Source organism: Clostridium oceanicum, assembly GCF_039521385.1.
Taxonomy (GTDB): Bacteria; Bacillota; Clostridia; order Clostridiales; family Clostridiaceae; genus Clostridium_F; species Clostridium_F oceanicum.
In genome coordinates, this window is the sequence record NZ_BAAACG010000009.1 from 196209 (window position 1) to 212075 (window position 15867).

Consider the following 15867-nt stretch of genomic DNA (forward strand, 5'->3'; position numbering starts at 1 on the left):
AGTTATCAATCCTTAACTTTTAATTTAGATTCAGTATCCTTTAAATTTTTATTCACTATATCTGTAGAAATTTCAACATTTACATCCGCATAGGGATACTGATTTTTCCAATCAATTTTACCTATTTTTTCTGGATGCTGTCCTTTAAAATACTTATAAAAATTTAAATAATCACACTTATATTTTTGACTAGTTTTTATAGCTCTTTCTATTACCCCTTTTATTTGTCTTTCTAGTATTTTGTCACATTCTTTTAGTTTTTGTTTATCTATTATATTTAGATTATATTGATATTGAAGATGAGAGCTTAATTTTACATATACATTTATTTTTAATTTATCATTATCATAATCTACTTTTATTTTTCTTTTTTTTACAATATTACGAAAAGATATTATATTACTATGTTTCGGACTTAAAGCTACATCTTCAATTATTCTAGGTTTATCAGCTAATAAATATAATACCCCGTCAGAATCATTCCAATTAATTACACCTTGAAATTTTGAATCTTTCATAACTGCCATACCTAAATATCTAACTTTGCCCTCTTCTACTCCTACATAAGGAAGCAAATATCCTATATCTCCTGTAGCCACATCTGTTAGTATATCTCCTACGGATTTATATAGACTTTGACCTTGTTTATCTAATGTTCTAATCATATGCTCAATTTCAATTCCTACAGAAAGATCTGATTTAGTTTTAATATCAAAAAGTTCATCTATAGGATCTCTGCTAACTACAGTAAGTATGGTTTTTCTATAATCATATATTTTATTTATCCTATTAACATAAGGGATAATTCCTTCTTCCGCATAATTTTGCCCAAATACAATTGCTTTACTGGCTCCTAAAAAAGTTTTATAGGGCTTAGAATTATTAAAATTTATTCTAGCTTCCTTAAAATCTCTTCCTTCTGATTTGCTTATATATATGGGATTACCTGCAGCTCCAATATTTCTAAGTTTTGATATTTCACCTACATATTGAATATTTTCACGTACTCTATCAACCCCAAGAGATACTACTATATTTTTTTCTTCTAGATCTTTATAATCCCAACAAGAAATTAAAGTAGAACTAAATAAAATAACAATTATAACTTTAAATATTTTTTTAAATTTTCTCATTTTTATTCACCTTAGTTAAAAATAGTAATATAACTGGAATTATAATATATGCTATTATTGAAAAATAAGATATGTATTTATTTACTTGAGGCAATAAATAACTTTTTTTAGGAAAACCTGAAGTCAGCCAAGCTATTATTACGACCCCAAATATAATCTTATTTTTTGTAATTTTATTTTTAGTTATATTCTGAAAAAAATATACTACTCCATAAAGGTAAAACATAGCAGTAGTAAAAGCTCCTGTTAACCAATTTACTATAAAAACACCATCTAGCCTTCTTAAAAATTGTAAATATGGAAGTTCTACTCTTCTTATTGTAGATATTACAGAATCTTCATAAAACACTATATCTTGTACTCCCATAACAGAAATACATGATTCAAAAACAAGAATATATATAAATCCAATAAGGGCTGTTATAAATATAGCCTGAATATGTATCTTTTTATTTTTTCTTTTATTTAATGCAATATATGAAATACATTCTGAACCTGAAAGAGAAAATAATATACTGCTACTAAAAATACCTTTTATATAATTACCAACAGAATGTGCATCAAATATTGGTACTACATTTAAAACACTTCCTTCTGTTGATATAAATATATGAGTTATTATAAATGTGAGTATTATTATAATTCCATAAATTTGTGAGACTAAAAGTATAGTTTTAAACCCTTTCATAAGTGCATATCCAACGGTGATGGCAAACACTAAAGTTAAAACCCAACAAGGAGTTCTTAAAAGTACATTTGCTTTCATTATTTCACTGGTTATTCTTAAGTCATAAGTAGCTATTAAAAAAAAATGAACTATATATATAATCATTATTATCACATATATTTTTTTACCTAATAATTTTTTGCTATATTCTGGTAATGTTTTACTTTCATTACAATAAGCTAAATGAATATTTATATAATTTATTCCCATAGTAATTATTGTTGCTAAAAGTAAACTAAACCATCCTCCTGTACCTGAATATTCTGCTACAACTTTAGGTATAGAAATTAGCGAATACCCTATAGTACTTCCTATCATTAAAAATAAAATTTCAGAATTAGAATAGGTTCTTCCCATAAACCTTTCCTCCTTATATTTATAACTAGTATTCCCTAAATTTCTAAAAAAATATTAATATAATGATAAAAAACATATTTAAACATTTTTTCTTTTATGATTTAACAAAAATATGCTTTTATCTAGGATAACCTTTAACTTCACAATAAATACTATTTACGTATTTTAAAACCTTTAAATTTTAAACAAATAAAAAAAGTGGCAAACTTATCTAGTTCACCACTTTTTATAATCTTATAATAATTTTTCACTATGAAAAGCATAGATTATTTTTTCTTAACAGATACCCACTTATTATTATTAATATAATATCTCCATAAAAAATCTTTAGCTTCTTTTGCATAATCTATACCTATTCTCTTATCTTCAACTATTTCAAATTTCTCTTTTATTTTTTCTTCCTCTATATATAATTGTCCCTCATATAATTTTTGTTCATTATTATTTTTATCTATATTAAAAGCCATACAAAATTTTGAAGGTCCTGATGTTAAATTCCCTCTTTGAGCTTTTGTAATCTCATTAAGGGATTTTTGGAATCTTAAATATGACATTTTTTCTAATCCTTCTATTGGTTCAACAGCTCTTATAAGTACCCCTTCTGCTTCCCCTTCTTTTTTAGTTATTACATTAAAGCAAAAATATTTTCCATATATAAAATAAACGTAAGCAATTCCTGGTGTGCCATAAAGAGGCTTTATCTTTGGAGTTATTTTCCCACCATAAGCATGACAGGCTTTATCTATATTACCTATATATGCTTCTGTCTCAACTATTTTACCTTTAAGCTTAATTCCATCTACTTTGTGAACTATAATTTTACCTAATAAGTCTTTTGCAACAATTCTAGCATCTCTAGCATAAAAATCTTTAGAAATTTTCATAATATTTTCATCCTTTTAAACAATATATTTTATTTAAAATAAATACATTTCAATAAATTGATTTATTTTAAAAGCATAGAAAGTAATACTCCCATTAAAATCAATGCTAAAACAACAAGTATTATGCCTATTATACCTAATACAAATCCTGCTGTTGCAATCCCTTCTCCTTTTAATTTACCATCAGAATTTTTTATTTTCTTCTTAGCTTTTCTTCCTAATACAATAGCTAAAATAGAAGGAACTATAGCCATTAAATATAAAAAAGGTACACGTACAAATATAAGCAAAACTCCAAGTATACCACAAACTAAACTTATTATTGCCATTTTTTCATTCTTTTTAATTTCATTTACCATTTAAGCAACTCCTTTATATAAACATATTATACATCACTTTATCCTTTTTAAAATAACTATAAGTGAAAAATACTATTTAAATCTGTATTGTATTAAATAATACTATAACAATGTTTTAAATTATAATAAACCCTTAAATAAAAAAATATAAGTAAAAAGCTGTGTAATTATAAATTACACAGCAATAAAATTTTATAATTTTTCATTTATAAATTCAAAAGTTTCAATAAATATTCAAAACTATATAATCTTACTTATAATCAGATAAAGATATAATATTATCTTCATTATTCATGTCTTCATATTGTAAATTTCTATCTAAATCTATGTCGCTACAGGTTAAAAGTATTTCCTTAGCTAAATCATCTGCCTTATCTGAATTTTTAATATTCTCGGTATATCCAAAGAATGAACATCCTCTTTTTTTAAGCCATGTTCTTAAATCATTAAAAAACTTTTCCTTATTCTCGCTATCTGGAATAGTTATAGCTCCATTTATACTTATAGCATTATTACCGATGACAGACTCTTCTTTACCCATAAGGGTCATCTTAGACATAAAATATATCTCCTCTCTATACTTTCAACCATATTATAATTTCTTTTTATAGGTTTTGTAAAAGTTTAGGAAACCTATTTTAGAGTTATTTTTGGGTACAATTAATGATGTAATCTTTTTTAAAGCCCCTTCGTTAAAATTACTTTAAATAACTTGGAATTTATATAGAAAGTTTAGTTCCATAATACAAGGCCTTAAGTATTTTTTCCATATCTTCCTTTGATACTCTAACTGGGTTAGATTTTGTAGATCCTTTTAAAGAATTTTCTACTAATTTTTCAAAGTCTTTCTTAAATTCCATCTCATCTACAAAAACATCTTTTAAAGAATTAGGAATATTAAGTTCATTATTTAAATTTCTAACTTCTTCTATAAAATCTTTAACTCCTATAGTTTTTGCTAAAATATTTAATTTTCCCTTAACTTCTCTATCTTTAGAATTATATTCTAATACATAAGGAAGAGCTATAGCATTGCAAAGCCCATGACCTAAATTAAATCTACCTCCTATAGAATGAGATATTCCATGTGCCATACCAAGGCCTACATTAGCAAAGGCTATTCCAGCCATAGATTGATAGTTATGAACCTTTTCTCTAGATTCTATAGTAGCTTCTTTATATGATATAGGTAAATATTTAAACAAGCCTTCTACAGCTCCTTTTGCAATGACCTCTGTAAAATCATCTAATGATTTATTTATGTAACATTCTACAGCATGAGTTACAGCATCCATTCCTGTTTCAGCCACAATATTTTGAGGCATAGACATCACTATATCTGAATCTAATATTGCTATATCTGGTATAAAAGCATCAGTTTTAAGTCCTATTTTTAAATCTTTATCTTTAAAAGTAACAACTGCTGCTTTTGTAACTTCACTGGCAGTTCCTGATGTTGAAGGAATAGCAATAAATTGAATTTTTTCTCTCTTATTAGGCAACTGTCTTTCTAATATATTATGGAAATTAATCTCTTTATTTTCATACATAATAGTCATAACTTTAGCAGCGTCCATAGGTGAACCCCCTCCTACAGCTATTACTGTGTCTGGGTTAAACTTATTCATTTCTTCTAAACCTTTTAATACAATATCAGTATCTGGGTTCTTTTTTATTCCCTTAAATATAAAAGTCTCTCCTTTTAAATCCTTTATGATATTTTCTATTTTCTCTATAGTACCATTATTAAAAAGAGATTTACCTCCAGTGACTATAAAAAACTTTTTTCCTTTTAAATTACTTAAATATTTTAAAGATCCAGCTCCTGTAACTAATCCTCTTCCACCTAAAACTATCCTTTTCATATGTTCCCTCCTTTAATTAAATTTCATTTTAAATTATCTACTTATATTATTAACTTATTCTTTTCTACAAAACTTTTAAAATTCCTATAATTATTTTTAAAATATTATTATTATTTTGTAACTTTTTTTTAAAACATACATAATATAATAGAGAGGATATATATCCTCCCTATCTTTTCACAAATCCATGTTCTTCGTAGTCACTACTTATTTATTAAGTTTTATAGGATTCTACATATAAGCTTCCTATAAAGCTTATTTTTTATTAAAAAAAATCATCTATTTACTCTTTTTTCTTACTATTTCATATAGTATTTATTTTAAATTTTCTATATATTATTAAATCTTTGCTTTTACATATTTTAAATACAATTCTTTTCTTTATTTAGAACTGTATTTTATTAAATCAGAATTTTTTCTACATTACTTTCGTCTAATCCTACAATTTTTATTGAAATATTCTTCTCTTTAAGCATCTTATTTATTTCTTCAATAAATATTCCCTGTTCCTTACATTCTTTTATGCTATTTATAGTACTTGAAAGAGCTTTATTTCCACAAAGTTCCCCTTTCCAATTTCCTCTACATGTTTTTGTAACACCACAAGTAGGACTTCCTTCTATTCCTATAATAGCTTTTATTTCATAACCATTATTTATATATTCTTCTATTTGTTCTAAACATAATTTAAAAAGATCTCTACAGTGTTTTCTAAAATGAGGAGTATCAAACTGATCCTTTACATGGCCCCATCTATTTGATCCATAACAAGTAAATTCTGGACATGGAAGTTGTATTATTCCTATATCTTTATCTATTATTTTCTTAATAAATTTTTGTTTTTCTTTATTTTGTTCTAATCTTTTTTCATCATTTATATATCTAACTTTAGAATTATTGTTAAGTATACAATGACTCATTATTATAATTTTTTTGTTCATAATACTACTCCTTATTCTTTTTACTTTTCTACTACATGAGTGCTACAAGGGAAAACCATATATATTCCTAAATATGCTTTTCCCTCACTTGCAAGCCACATATTACAATTATATTTTTGTAATATCTTTCTTACATATTCCATATCGTCCTCATTAAATTCCACTAATTGAGAATTATTATGTTTGAATTTTATAGACAATATTAAATTTTCTTCAAAAGCATCTACTTTTAAATCTATCTTATCTTTATTCTCACAATTTTTTATAGAATTTATGATTATATAATTTAGTATAAATGTAAATCTTTTTTGTGGAACTTTTATATAATAAACTCCACATTTTAAAGTTACAACTATGCTCTTATCTTCTATGATTGTATGATTTAATTCAATTACCTTATCTAGTAACTCTTTAAAATCAATATTTTTTTCTTCTTCTGAATCTAATAACTCACTATTATTGCCATTTATCAAACTAATCTTTTCTTCATTCAATTTATATATATACTTTAACAAAGAATCATCTTTTAATCCTTTACTATTATAACTTTCTGATATAAAATACTCTTCATAAAACTTTATAGTTTCTAAAAATAATAATACTTCTTCTAAAATATTAGTATAACTATCTACCTTTTTATTTAAAAAGTTTACTTCTTCCTCTTTATTAATTAAACTATTTTTTAAAGCCTTTATTCTCTTATTTGTTTTCAAAAAATCCTCACTAACAATTTTATCATTGGGATTATTTTTACATATTACCTCTTTTTTTATATGATTAATTTGTTCCCTATTTTCTTCCACTTTCTCTTTTTCTTTATTCATTAAAATAATAATAGAATTATCATTAATTTTTGATCCAGTAAAGTATAAGTTTTCTGATTTTTCATCTAACACCAATTTAATCTCATATTTATAAAGTCTATAATTACTCAATATACCATAAAAAAATTTCATATACTTACTTTCATTGCCTTTTTGAACTGAATCGATTATATTTTGCCCTTTAATAGGAAATCTTTTAAAGTTCATATTATCTTTTCTTATTTTTAAAATTTTACCTTTAAAATCACATATTAAAACAACATCATATATATCATAATTTATATCCATGATATTACCCCTTACATAATTTACTTTAGCCTTTCTATAACTATAATTTTAACACTATCATTAAGTATTTGAAAATAAACAATAAATTAAAGATACCTAGTCTATTTTGTAAACCCTATCAACCTCCGTTTAAATAATTCTAAGAATATACAGCGAAAATGACATAAAAAAATTTTAAATTTCATTTTTGCTCCTTATATGAATTCTTACCAGTCAAAGTATAGTTTTTGAAATAAAACTTTCATATTTAAAATTTTATATTTTATAACCTTTAGGTACCAATTTCGATAATAATCTATATTTTTTTTAACTTTTATTATGTTTTTCTAATTTTAATTTTAAAAATACTGAATTTATATTCTAAATAATATATTTGTAAATTTCGCATTATATGTAAATTGAATAATGGTTATAGTCTATATTCAAAACATTTACTATTGTAAATCTATTTAATTACCTTTTAATCAAAATATTTCGTTATAATTTTAGCAATATTGCTATATACTTAGATAGATGAAAGAAAAGACATTAAAACTTCATTTTGCAGAAAATACAAACAATTGATATCTTATACATTTTCTGGTACAATTCTAATTGAATTAATATTTACATATTTTATTAAAACAATTATGGGAAGGGGAATATATATGAATATTATAGAAAAAATAATTTCTGTTTCAAATGATATACTGTGGTCTTATGTTCTTATAGCAGTACTTCTAGTTTTAGGATTATATTTTTCAATTAAATCTAGATTCGTTCAAATAAGATTTTTCAAAGAAATGTTTAGACTTTTAGGTGAAGGTGCTAGTAAATCTGTTACAGGAAAATCAGAAAAAAAAGGAGTTTCTTCTTTTCAAGCTTTTTGTATGAGTACAGCATCAAGAGTTGGTACTGGTAACTTAGCTGGTGTAGCTATTGCTATTGCAAGTGGTGGTCCTGGAGCTGTATTTTGGATGTGGCTTATAGCTTTAATGGGTGGTGCTTCTAGTTTTGTTGAAAGTACACTAGCTCAAATATATAAAGTAAAAGATAAGCATGGTTTTAGAGGTGGTCCTGCTTATTATATGGAAAAAGCTTTAAACAAAAAATGGATGGGAGTACTATTTTCTATACTAATAACTATAAGTTTTGGACTTATATTCAACTCAGTACAAGCAAATACTATTTCCTTAGCTTTTGAAGAAGCATTTGGAATACAAACGTTAACAATGGGAATATTACTTGCTGTGTTTACTTCAATTATAATTTTTGGTGGAGTTAAAAGAATTGCTAAAGTTGCAGAATTAATCGTTCCTGTAATGGCCGTTGCTTATATAATAATAGCTTTATTTGTAATGTTTAAAAACATTACATTATTGCCAAAAATGTTTTCACTTATATTTAAAAGTGCTTTTGGAATCAAACAATTTGCAGGTGGTGGATTAGGATATGTTGTATTAACCGGTGTTAAAAGAGGTCTCTTCTCTAATGAAGCCGGTATGGGTAGTGCTCCTAATGCTGCTGCTACAGCTAACGTAACTCATCCTGCTAAACAAGGTCTTATTCAAACTTTAGGTGTATTTACTGATACTTTGTTAATCTGTACTGCTACATCTTTTATAGTATTATTATCTGGCAATTACACTAATAAAGGATTAACTGGAATCCAACTTACTCAAAGTGCATTAAGTTCTCAAGTAGGCTCTTGGGGAAATATATTTATAGCTGTTTGTATTTTATTATTTGCTTTTAGTTCTATAATTGGAAACTACTATTATGGAGAAACAAATATAGAATTTTTAAATGGAAGTAAAACTTGGCTTACATTATATAGATTTTCTGTTATAGGTATGGTTATTTTCGGATGTACTGCAAAAATTCAAGTAGTTTGGGATTTAGCTGATTTATTTATGGGCTTAATGGCTCTAATTAACTTAGCTGCTATTTCTCAATTATCTAAAATAGCTTTTGCAGCTTTAAAAGACTACCATAAGCAAAAGAAACAAGGAATTGAACCTGTATTCTATGTTAGTAATTTAGAGGGTGTAGAATTAAAAAATATAGAATGCTGGCCTGAATATGAAGAAGATGAAAAGTTAGCTTAATTTCATAATAAAATTTACATTTAAAATATGTGTATATAAATTAGCTGTTATATCCATATATTTTGAAAATCACAATAAATTTAATTAAAACATATATTTTATATAAGGCATTTAAAAATATTTTGTCTTTATATAAATATATGTTTTTGTTTTACTATACACATTTTATTTTTATTACTAAAGTATCATTTATTTTTGAAAGTATTATATGATATAATTATTAATATTAAACTTATTTATCTATATAAAGGAGGAAAAAATGCAATTAGGAGAAAAAATTAAATACTTTAGAAAAAAGAAAAACTTAACTATAAAAGAGCTTTCACAACTTACAGACCTTTCTATAGGATTTATAAGTAACTTAGAAAGAAATCTAAATAGTCCTTCAGTAAGTAACTTACAACAAATTTGCGAAGTTTTAGATATAAATTTAATGGAAATATTAAAACCTGTAAATAATAAAGACCATGTATTAAGAAAAAATAATAGATATGAAATATTTTCTACTGACGATAACAAAATCAAATTCGAGTTACTAACAACAGGTAATAAAGAATTAAACGGTATAGCTATTAGCATTGTTGATAGAACAGATTATAACGATACATCTTGGGGGCATAACTACGACGAATTAGGTGTTGTTATAAAAGGTAGTCTTGAAATACAAGTAGATTCCAAAACCTATATTCTAGAAGAAGGAGACACTATCTACATTGATAAATTTACTCCCCATAAATATAAAAACCCTTCTAAAGAACCTAATATAACTCATTGGTTTTCTATAAAAAACTAACTTTTAAAAATAAAATACATATTTATAAAGCCAATTTCATTTTGTAATAAACCCTAAATTTAAAATTCATAAAACAAAAACTATAAAAATGAATGCTATCAACTTCTATATTAATGTTGATAGCATTTGCAATTAATTTAATATTCTTTAAATCAAAATACTTTAATTTAATAATTAGTTATTATTTCATAATTAAAATCATAATAAAACTTGTTTTTTATAGTATTTATATATAATGCTATCTAATTCTTGGCTTACTTTTAAAATTTCGCCTTCATGTAGTATTGAGTCCTCTTCTATAAGCAAATTCAATTTTTCTCTAGTTTTCTCGATTAAAGTACCCATAAATCAACATCCCCATTACTTTTTTTAGCACGATTTTCATTATACCGTTTTTTTCCATAAATTTCAACTTATTACTTTTATTATTTTATTAATATTTCAAATAGTTAGTATTATGTTTTGTAATAGAGTTTAGCTATTATATAATTTTACAATATGCTACATAAAACAAGTTATTTATTGATTCTTAAATATTTTTTGTATAATTTTGAAGAAATATTTCTTTTCTTTTCTTTACTTAATATAATTTATTTGATAAAATTATAAAAGGTGTAACGTATATTTAATCGTATATTACTAAAATCACTTAAGTTGTGTCCATTCTAAATTTTTATTATAGGGGAAGGGTATTATATGAATGAAAAAGATAATTTAGAAAAAAATAGTAATAAATCAAAAGGAAAAAGAAATGACGAAAAGTACATAAAAGAAATGCATGATATGGCAGATAAACACGCTAAAAGGAACAATAAGGTTTTTATAGCTGTAGTCATTCCTGTAGTTGTAATATGTATCTTTGTAATTCAACAAATATTTTCATTTTCACTTAACTCTACTAAAAAAGATTCTAAACCTACAACAGAGTTTGCTAGTGAAACAAAAACAAATGATAAAAATAAAACTGAGGATAAAAAGAATTCTACAGATAAAGAAAAGAGTTCTAAATCAGCTTTAGATGAGAAAATAGGAAAATACTTAGATAAACAAGAAAATAGACAAAAATCATTAGATGCTGCTATTTCTATTAACAAAGGCAGTAACAAAGGTATCTCAGTAATATATATATCTGAAATACTAAGAAACAATGGTATAGAAATACCTAAATCTACTTTAAGTACTAAAAGCTTAGTAAAAGAACTAGAAAAACAAGGATTTGAAAAAATTACAGATTATAAAGAATTACAAAAAGGCGATATTGCTTTTACAACTAAAGATAAAAGTGGCAATCCTTCTCACGCATATATATTTTTAAAATGGTCAAAAGAAGGTAAAACTGATTATGGTACAGTTTGCGATGGACAGATAAACGATTATGATAGTACAATTCACAAAAGAAATATATCTGTATCTACAACTACAAAAGATAAAATTTCTTTCTTTATGAGAAAAAAATAAAGTTAGCCTTAATGGCTAACTTTTTATTTTTCTTTAATATAAAACTTTCCTCTTTTACTTTTAATTCTCCATAAAGTAAGCATTATACCTACAAAACATAATATAGCACAAACTATATATACAAATCTCATTCCATAAATAAATACATATTCTTTTCCTTTAATAATCTTATCCACTTTATATCCTATTTTATAACTCATTCTATTATTTAATAGTACTATTGAAAGAGCTATTCCAAATACCATACCTATATTTCTTACTAATGCATTTATACTTCCTGCTATTCCTAATCTATTTTTAGGAACAGCTGACATTACTATACTATTGTTAGGTGCCTGGAAAAAACCATTTCCAATTCCTAATATACTAGTTTTAAATATAACTTCATAATAACTTGAGTTTAAATTTAACGTAGATAAACTATATAATCCTACAAAGGTTACTACAAGGCCTAAAAGAGTTATAACCTCACTTCCTACCTTATCTGATATATATCCACTTATAGGAGCTATAATAGACACTGTCATAGGATATATCATAAGAAATATCCCTGCTTTTTTAGGAGACATTTTTAATCCATATTGAAGATAAAATGGTTGTATAATGTTAGTAGAAAATATAACCATATAGGATATAAAAGCACATATTAAACTTACTGAAAATAGTCTGTTATAAAATAAATTGAAATTAAGAATAGGATTTCTAACCTTATTTTCATTGAAATAAAATAATATAAGAAAAACTAAAAATATAAAAAAACTAAAAATAATATACCTATTATTCCAACCTACTTTTTCTCCACTTAACATTGCTCCAAACAAAGCAATGCTAGCTATGAAAAATAAAATAAATCCCTTTATATCAAACTCTTTTACTTTATTATGTATTTCACTTTGATTATATTTAGGTAAAATTTTAATTCCTATTATATAAGCTATTATTCCTATAGGAACGTTTATTAAAAATATATACTCCCAATCTAAAATTCCAAGTATTATACCACCTATAGGTGGTCCAACCATAGTTCCTACAGCTACTGTAGTTCCAGAAAATCCTAATGCTCTTCCTCTTTCTTCTTTTGGAAATATATCTGCAATAATCCCTTGATTACATGCCATAATCATAGATGCTCCAATTGCCTGAATTATTCTAGAAAATATTAAAAAATAAATAGTATATGATATACCACAAAAAAGAGAGCCTAATGAAAATATTAAAAACCCATACTGAAAAACTTTAGTTTTACCTATTATATCTGCTAATCTACCAAAAGCTAAAATAGTTGAAGATATTATAATTAAATAACTTGTTACTACCCATTGTATAGTTGATATACCAACTGATAATTTATCTGCCATAAAAGGTAATGCTACATTTACTATACTACTATCTAATGTTGCCATAAAAGGTGCTAATAAAACTATATTTAATATTTTCCATCTATTCTTATATATATAATCCTTATTTTTATATTCCAAAGTATCCCTTCTTAATTAAACTAAATATGAATCCTTGTATCTTTATTATTAAATTTATAGGCTAAAGTTTTAATTTGAACTTTAGCCTATATAATAATTTAGTTATTTATTTAAATTTGTTTTAAAACTGAACTTATTCTCTTCCTGGTTTATTTGCATCTTTTTGACCATTTTGTTGTCTCTTTTTTGCATTTTTGTTTCCCTTCATAGGTTTATTAGGCTTATGATCATGATTTTCTTTCATCTCTATCACTCCCATATAAAAATAAATTCATCTTTATTTTTATCATTATTCATAAATAAATACATGTATTTATTTCAAATATATAAATTACTAAAATAACTGTATTCATATTTTATAATGTAAAATATAGATTATACTTTTAATATTTAATTAAAAGCATTTAAATTTTAAAGATTTCTCATAAAAAAATTATAAATGTAATTATTAATGGATAAAATACTACTAAAATATAATATTTCAAATTATATGGAGGTAAAAAAATGAATTCTAAAAGAGTTACTCAAATAATTAATTCTAAAGATTATATACCAGTATATTATAAAAACACGCCAGTAAAATTAGAAAAAGTAAATAACACAGAAAACACAGCCTATGTAAAAAACCTTAATACAGATAAAGAAATGGTAGTAGAAGTTAAAACTTTACATGAATGCAATAAATTAAATCAATAATATATTCATCCTTAAGTTAATAAAAACTAAAATATTTTATAATAAAATAATCTCTAAATTATACAATTTTAAAATTATAAATTTTGTTTTGAAAAATAAGTCACTAATTTAAAATAACTCTTTAAGAATATTCTAAATTAGTGACTTTTTATAAATTAATAATAATCATCCAGTTTATTAAAATTTTATACAGCAGAAGAAATTTTATGTTTAATATCTTTAAATTTATCATTATCCATGTATTTTTCAATTTTATCTTTTTTATCTAAAAAACCTTTTTTCAAATCCACATTTTCATTTAACTCTTTATGACAATCCTTTTTTGATTTATCACTAATATAATTATTTTTATTTGTATGTTTAGATTCTTTAGTAATTCTTTTCATTCCATCATTATAAAGCTTTTTAGCCTTATTTTTGAAATCAAATACTTTATCTAGTTTCTTAGAATCATAAATTCCTCTTTTTGCATCAAAATCAAATTCCATTTTTATAATTTTAGCTCTACTTTTAAAACTTTTACTTAAAGAAATCAGTCTTCTAGATTGACTATAAGAGCTAAATTTAACAGTTAACTTGCTTATATCAGAAATATCAACTAGTTTATCATCTTTTTCATTTTTTACATATGAATCTTTGTTTAAGTCTGGTTCCTTTTTATTTTTTTTAATTTTATTCTTTTCTTCTTGCTTCTTTATCTTTTCCATTTCTTTTTGTTTTATTTGATTTTCGATTTCACAAATCTTCTGTTTTACTTCTGCAATCATAGTTTTTTTAATCTTTTCATCAATATCTCTTCCTTGTATATCTTTTATTTTTTCTCTAAGCTTTATTATTTGTTTACGAAGAAATTGAATTTCTTTATCTTGTGGCTTAATCTTTTGAGATTTTATATTTTTGCATTTAACATTACTTTTTTGAATATTATTTCTTTGAATATTCATAATATTTACCCCTCCTTTATAATTAAAATTCAATATATTTAATCGTATTAAAAGTGTAAATTTTTAGATATTTAGTAAAATAATCTATTCAGTAATAGCTAATGCTGCCGCTCCTAACACTCCTGATTTTCCTCCAAGCTTTGCTTTTTTAACAATACAATTTTTAAATATTATAGGGAGACATCTTCCATTCATCACTTCTTCTATTTTTTCAAAAACCACATCTCCAGCATTAGAAACTCCTCCACCTATAACTATCATATCTGGATCAAAGGTATTAGCTACATTGGATACTATTATTCCTAAATATCCTAAAGCTTCATCTATAATATCTTTTGCCACTACATCACCTTTTTTAGCTTCTTCAAATACATCTTTAGAGGTTATACTATCATAATTTTTAAGGGATGTTTTAACATTAGTATTTATAGCTTCTAGGGCTCTTTTAGTTATTGCCGTTCCAGATGCCATTCTCTCTCCACATCCTTTATTCCCACAGCCACACCTTGGTCCATCAGGTTTTACTGTATTATGGCCTACCTCTAATGCATTAGATGTACTACCTCTATATATTTTACCGTTTAATACGGCTCCTCCCCCTATACCAGTACTTACTGTTATATACACCATATTTAATGTATTAACCCCTGCTCCAAAACTATGTTCAGCAAGAGCTGCTGCATTTGCATCATTATCTAAATATACAGGAACATTATAATGGTTTTCTATTTTATCTGTTAAAGGAAAGTTTTTAAAAGGTAAATTAGGTGTTTCAACAATTATACCTTTTCTTGCATCTAAAGGACCTGGAGCCCCTATTCCTATTGCTTTTATTTCTTCTTTTTCTATATCTTTTATAACATAATCTATAGTAGATTTTATATTACAAACTATAGCCTTATCTCCTTTTTCTACTTCTGTTTTAACTATTTTTTCTTTTACTACATTTCCTTCTAAATCTACCAAAGCAGTATAAATTTTAGTTCCACCTAAATCTACTCCAACTACATATTTCTTTTTCATTAAAACCACC

16 protein-coding genes are annotated in these 15867 nt (G+C 24.7%); 4 read left to right on the plus strand and 12 right to left on the minus strand.

What is annotated here, in order from left to right; genetic code table 11:
* Nucleotides 1–5: 5 nt before the first annotated feature.
* From ABDZ71_RS10425 to ABDZ71_RS10460, 8 genes are all read right to left on the minus strand, one after another.
* Nucleotides 6–1133 (minus strand): Ger(x)C family spore germination protein, encoded by a 1128-nt coding sequence (locus tag ABDZ71_RS10425; protein ID WP_343761432.1) that lies wholly within the window; start codon nucleotides 1131–1133, stop codon nucleotides 6–8.
* Nucleotides 1120–2217 (minus strand): GerAB/ArcD/ProY family transporter, encoded by a 1098-nt coding sequence (locus ABDZ71_RS10430; RefSeq protein WP_343761434.1) that lies wholly within the window; start codon nucleotides 2215–2217, stop codon nucleotides 1120–1122. The genes ABDZ71_RS10425 and ABDZ71_RS10430 overlap by 14 nt, the downstream gene beginning before the upstream one ends.
* A gap of 266 nt (nucleotides 2218–2483) precedes the next feature.
* Entirely contained in the window at nucleotides 2484–3101 is a 618-nt protein-coding gene (locus ABDZ71_RS10435; RefSeq protein ID WP_343761436.1) for a DNA-3-methyladenine glycosylase, read from the minus strand.
* Between the two features lie 62 nt (nucleotides 3102–3163).
* Nucleotides 3164–3460 carry a DUF4190 domain-containing protein gene (locus tag ABDZ71_RS10440; RefSeq protein ID WP_343761438.1) on the minus strand — a complete coding sequence of 99 codons (297 nt, stop codon included), beginning with the start codon at nucleotides 3458–3460 and terminating at the stop codon, nucleotides 3164–3166.
* Between the two features lie 250 nt (nucleotides 3461–3710).
* Nucleotides 3711–4019, minus strand: a complete 309-nt coding sequence (locus ABDZ71_RS10445) for a hypothetical protein (protein ID WP_343761440.1) — start codon at nucleotides 4017–4019, stop codon at nucleotides 3711–3713.
* 160 nt (nucleotides 4020–4179) lie between these two features.
* Nucleotides 4180–5325, minus strand: coding sequence for an iron-containing alcohol dehydrogenase (locus ABDZ71_RS10450; protein ID WP_343761441.1), 1146 nt, complete (start codon nucleotides 5323–5325; stop codon nucleotides 4180–4182).
* A 401-nt stretch (nucleotides 5326–5726) separates the two neighbouring features.
* On the minus strand, nucleotides 5727–6269 hold the full coding sequence (locus tag ABDZ71_RS10455) for a CD3072 family TudS-related putative desulfidase (protein WP_343761517.1): 543 nt from the start codon (nucleotides 6267–6269) through the stop codon (nucleotides 5727–5729).
* 17 nt (nucleotides 6270–6286) lie between these two features.
* Nucleotides 6287–7378: an ATP-binding protein gene (locus tag ABDZ71_RS10460; RefSeq protein WP_343761442.1), complete on the minus strand. Its 1092-nt coding sequence runs from the start codon at nucleotides 7376–7378 to the stop codon at nucleotides 6287–6289.
* A gap of 647 nt (nucleotides 7379–8025) precedes the next feature.
* Here ABDZ71_RS10460 and ABDZ71_RS10465 point away from each other — a divergent pair.
* Both ABDZ71_RS10465 and ABDZ71_RS10470 read left to right on the plus strand, forming a co-directional pair.
* Nucleotides 8026–9465: an alanine/glycine:cation symporter family protein gene (locus tag ABDZ71_RS10465; RefSeq protein WP_343761444.1), complete on the plus strand. Its 1440-nt coding sequence runs from the start codon at nucleotides 8026–8028 to the stop codon at nucleotides 9463–9465.
* Nucleotides 9466–9724: 259 nt separating this feature from the next.
* Nucleotides 9725–10258 carry a helix-turn-helix domain-containing protein gene (locus tag ABDZ71_RS10470; RefSeq protein ID WP_343761445.1) on the plus strand — a complete coding sequence of 178 codons (534 nt, stop codon included), beginning with the start codon at nucleotides 9725–9727 and terminating at the stop codon, nucleotides 10256–10258.
* 198 nt (nucleotides 10259–10456) lie between these two features.
* On the opposite strand, the gene ABDZ71_RS10475 is transcribed toward ABDZ71_RS10470, so the two are convergent.
* Nucleotides 10457–10603 (minus strand): aspartyl-phosphate phosphatase Spo0E family protein, encoded by a 147-nt coding sequence (locus ABDZ71_RS10475; protein ID WP_343761447.1) that lies wholly within the window; start codon nucleotides 10601–10603, stop codon nucleotides 10457–10459.
* Between the two features lie 351 nt (nucleotides 10604–10954).
* Here ABDZ71_RS10475 and ABDZ71_RS10480 point away from each other — a divergent pair, with 351 nt between their 5' ends.
* Complete coding sequence (locus tag ABDZ71_RS10480) at nucleotides 10955–11716, plus strand: hypothetical protein (protein ID WP_343761449.1); 762 nt, start codon at nucleotides 10955–10957, stop codon at nucleotides 11714–11716.
* Nucleotides 11717–11739: 23 nt separating this feature from the next.
* Here ABDZ71_RS10480 and ABDZ71_RS10485 read toward each other — a convergent pair whose 3' ends face one another.
* Nucleotides 11740–13194 (minus strand): MFS transporter, encoded by a 1455-nt coding sequence (locus tag ABDZ71_RS10485; RefSeq protein ID WP_343761450.1) that lies wholly within the window; start codon nucleotides 13192–13194, stop codon nucleotides 11740–11742.
* 504 nt (nucleotides 13195–13698) lie between these two features.
* On the opposite strand from ABDZ71_RS10485, the gene ABDZ71_RS10490 reads away from it, so the two are divergent.
* Complete coding sequence (locus ABDZ71_RS10490; protein WP_343761452.1) at nucleotides 13699–13890, plus strand: H-type small acid-soluble spore protein; 192 nt, start codon at nucleotides 13699–13701, stop codon at nucleotides 13888–13890.
* 185 nt (nucleotides 13891–14075) lie between these two features.
* On the opposite strand, the gene ABDZ71_RS10495 is transcribed toward ABDZ71_RS10490, so the two are convergent.
* Together ABDZ71_RS10495 and ABDZ71_RS10500 are read right to left on the minus strand one after the other, a co-directional pair.
* A complete protein-coding gene (locus tag ABDZ71_RS10495; protein WP_343761454.1) occupies nucleotides 14076–14834 on the minus strand; it encodes a hypothetical protein in 759 nt (252 codons plus the stop codon).
* A gap of 84 nt (nucleotides 14835–14918) precedes the next feature.
* Nucleotides 14919–15857, minus strand: coding sequence for an ROK family protein (locus ABDZ71_RS10500; RefSeq protein ID WP_343761456.1), 939 nt, complete (start codon nucleotides 15855–15857; stop codon nucleotides 14919–14921).
* Nucleotides 15858–15867: the final 10 nt, after the last annotated feature.

Excerpts from the sequence above, each read along its gene's own strand:
- ABDZ71_RS10425 (WP_343761432.1), bottom strand. The coding sequence starts at position 1,133 with ATGAGAAAATTTAAAAAAATATTTAAAGTTATAATTGTTATTTTATTT.
- ABDZ71_RS10430 (WP_343761434.1), bottom strand. The coding sequence starts at position 2,217 with ATGGGAAGAACCTATTCTAATTCTGAAATTTTATTTTTAATGATAGGA.
- ABDZ71_RS10435 (WP_343761436.1), bottom strand. The coding sequence starts at position 3,101 with ATGAAAATTTCTAAAGATTTTTATGCTAGAGATGCTAGAATTGTTGCA.
- ABDZ71_RS10440 (WP_343761438.1), bottom strand. The coding sequence starts at position 3,460 with ATGGTAAATGAAATTAAAAAGAATGAAAAAATGGCAATAATAAGTTTA.
- ABDZ71_RS10445 (WP_343761440.1), bottom strand. The coding sequence starts at position 4,019 with ATGTCTAAGATGACCCTTATGGGTAAAGAAGAGTCTGTCATCGGTAAT.
- ABDZ71_RS10450 (WP_343761441.1), bottom strand. The coding sequence starts at position 5,325 with ATGAAAAGGATAGTTTTAGGTGGAAGAGGATTAGTTACAGGAGCTGGA.
- ABDZ71_RS10460 (WP_343761442.1), bottom strand. The coding sequence starts at position 7,378 with ATGGATATAAATTATGATATATATGATGTTGTTTTAATATGTGATTTT.
- ABDZ71_RS10465 (WP_343761444.1), top strand. The coding sequence starts at position 8,026 with ATGAATATTATAGAAAAAATAATTTCTGTTTCAAATGATATACTGTGG.
- ABDZ71_RS10470 (WP_343761445.1), top strand. The coding sequence starts at position 9,725 with ATGCAATTAGGAGAAAAAATTAAATACTTTAGAAAAAAGAAAAACTTA.
- ABDZ71_RS10475 (WP_343761447.1), bottom strand. The coding sequence starts at position 10,603 with ATGGGTACTTTAATCGAGAAAACTAGAGAAAAATTGAATTTGCTTATA.
- ABDZ71_RS10480 (WP_343761449.1), top strand. The coding sequence starts at position 10,955 with ATGAATGAAAAAGATAATTTAGAAAAAAATAGTAATAAATCAAAAGGA.
- ABDZ71_RS10490 (WP_343761452.1), top strand. The coding sequence starts at position 13,699 with ATGAATTCTAAAAGAGTTACTCAAATAATTAATTCTAAAGATTATATA.
- ABDZ71_RS10495 (WP_343761454.1), bottom strand. The coding sequence starts at position 14,834 with ATGAATATTCAAAGAAATAATATTCAAAAAAGTAATGTTAAATGCAAA.
- ABDZ71_RS10500 (WP_343761456.1), bottom strand. The coding sequence starts at position 15,857 with ATGAAAAAGAAATATGTAGTTGGAGTAGATTTAGGTGGAACTAAAATT.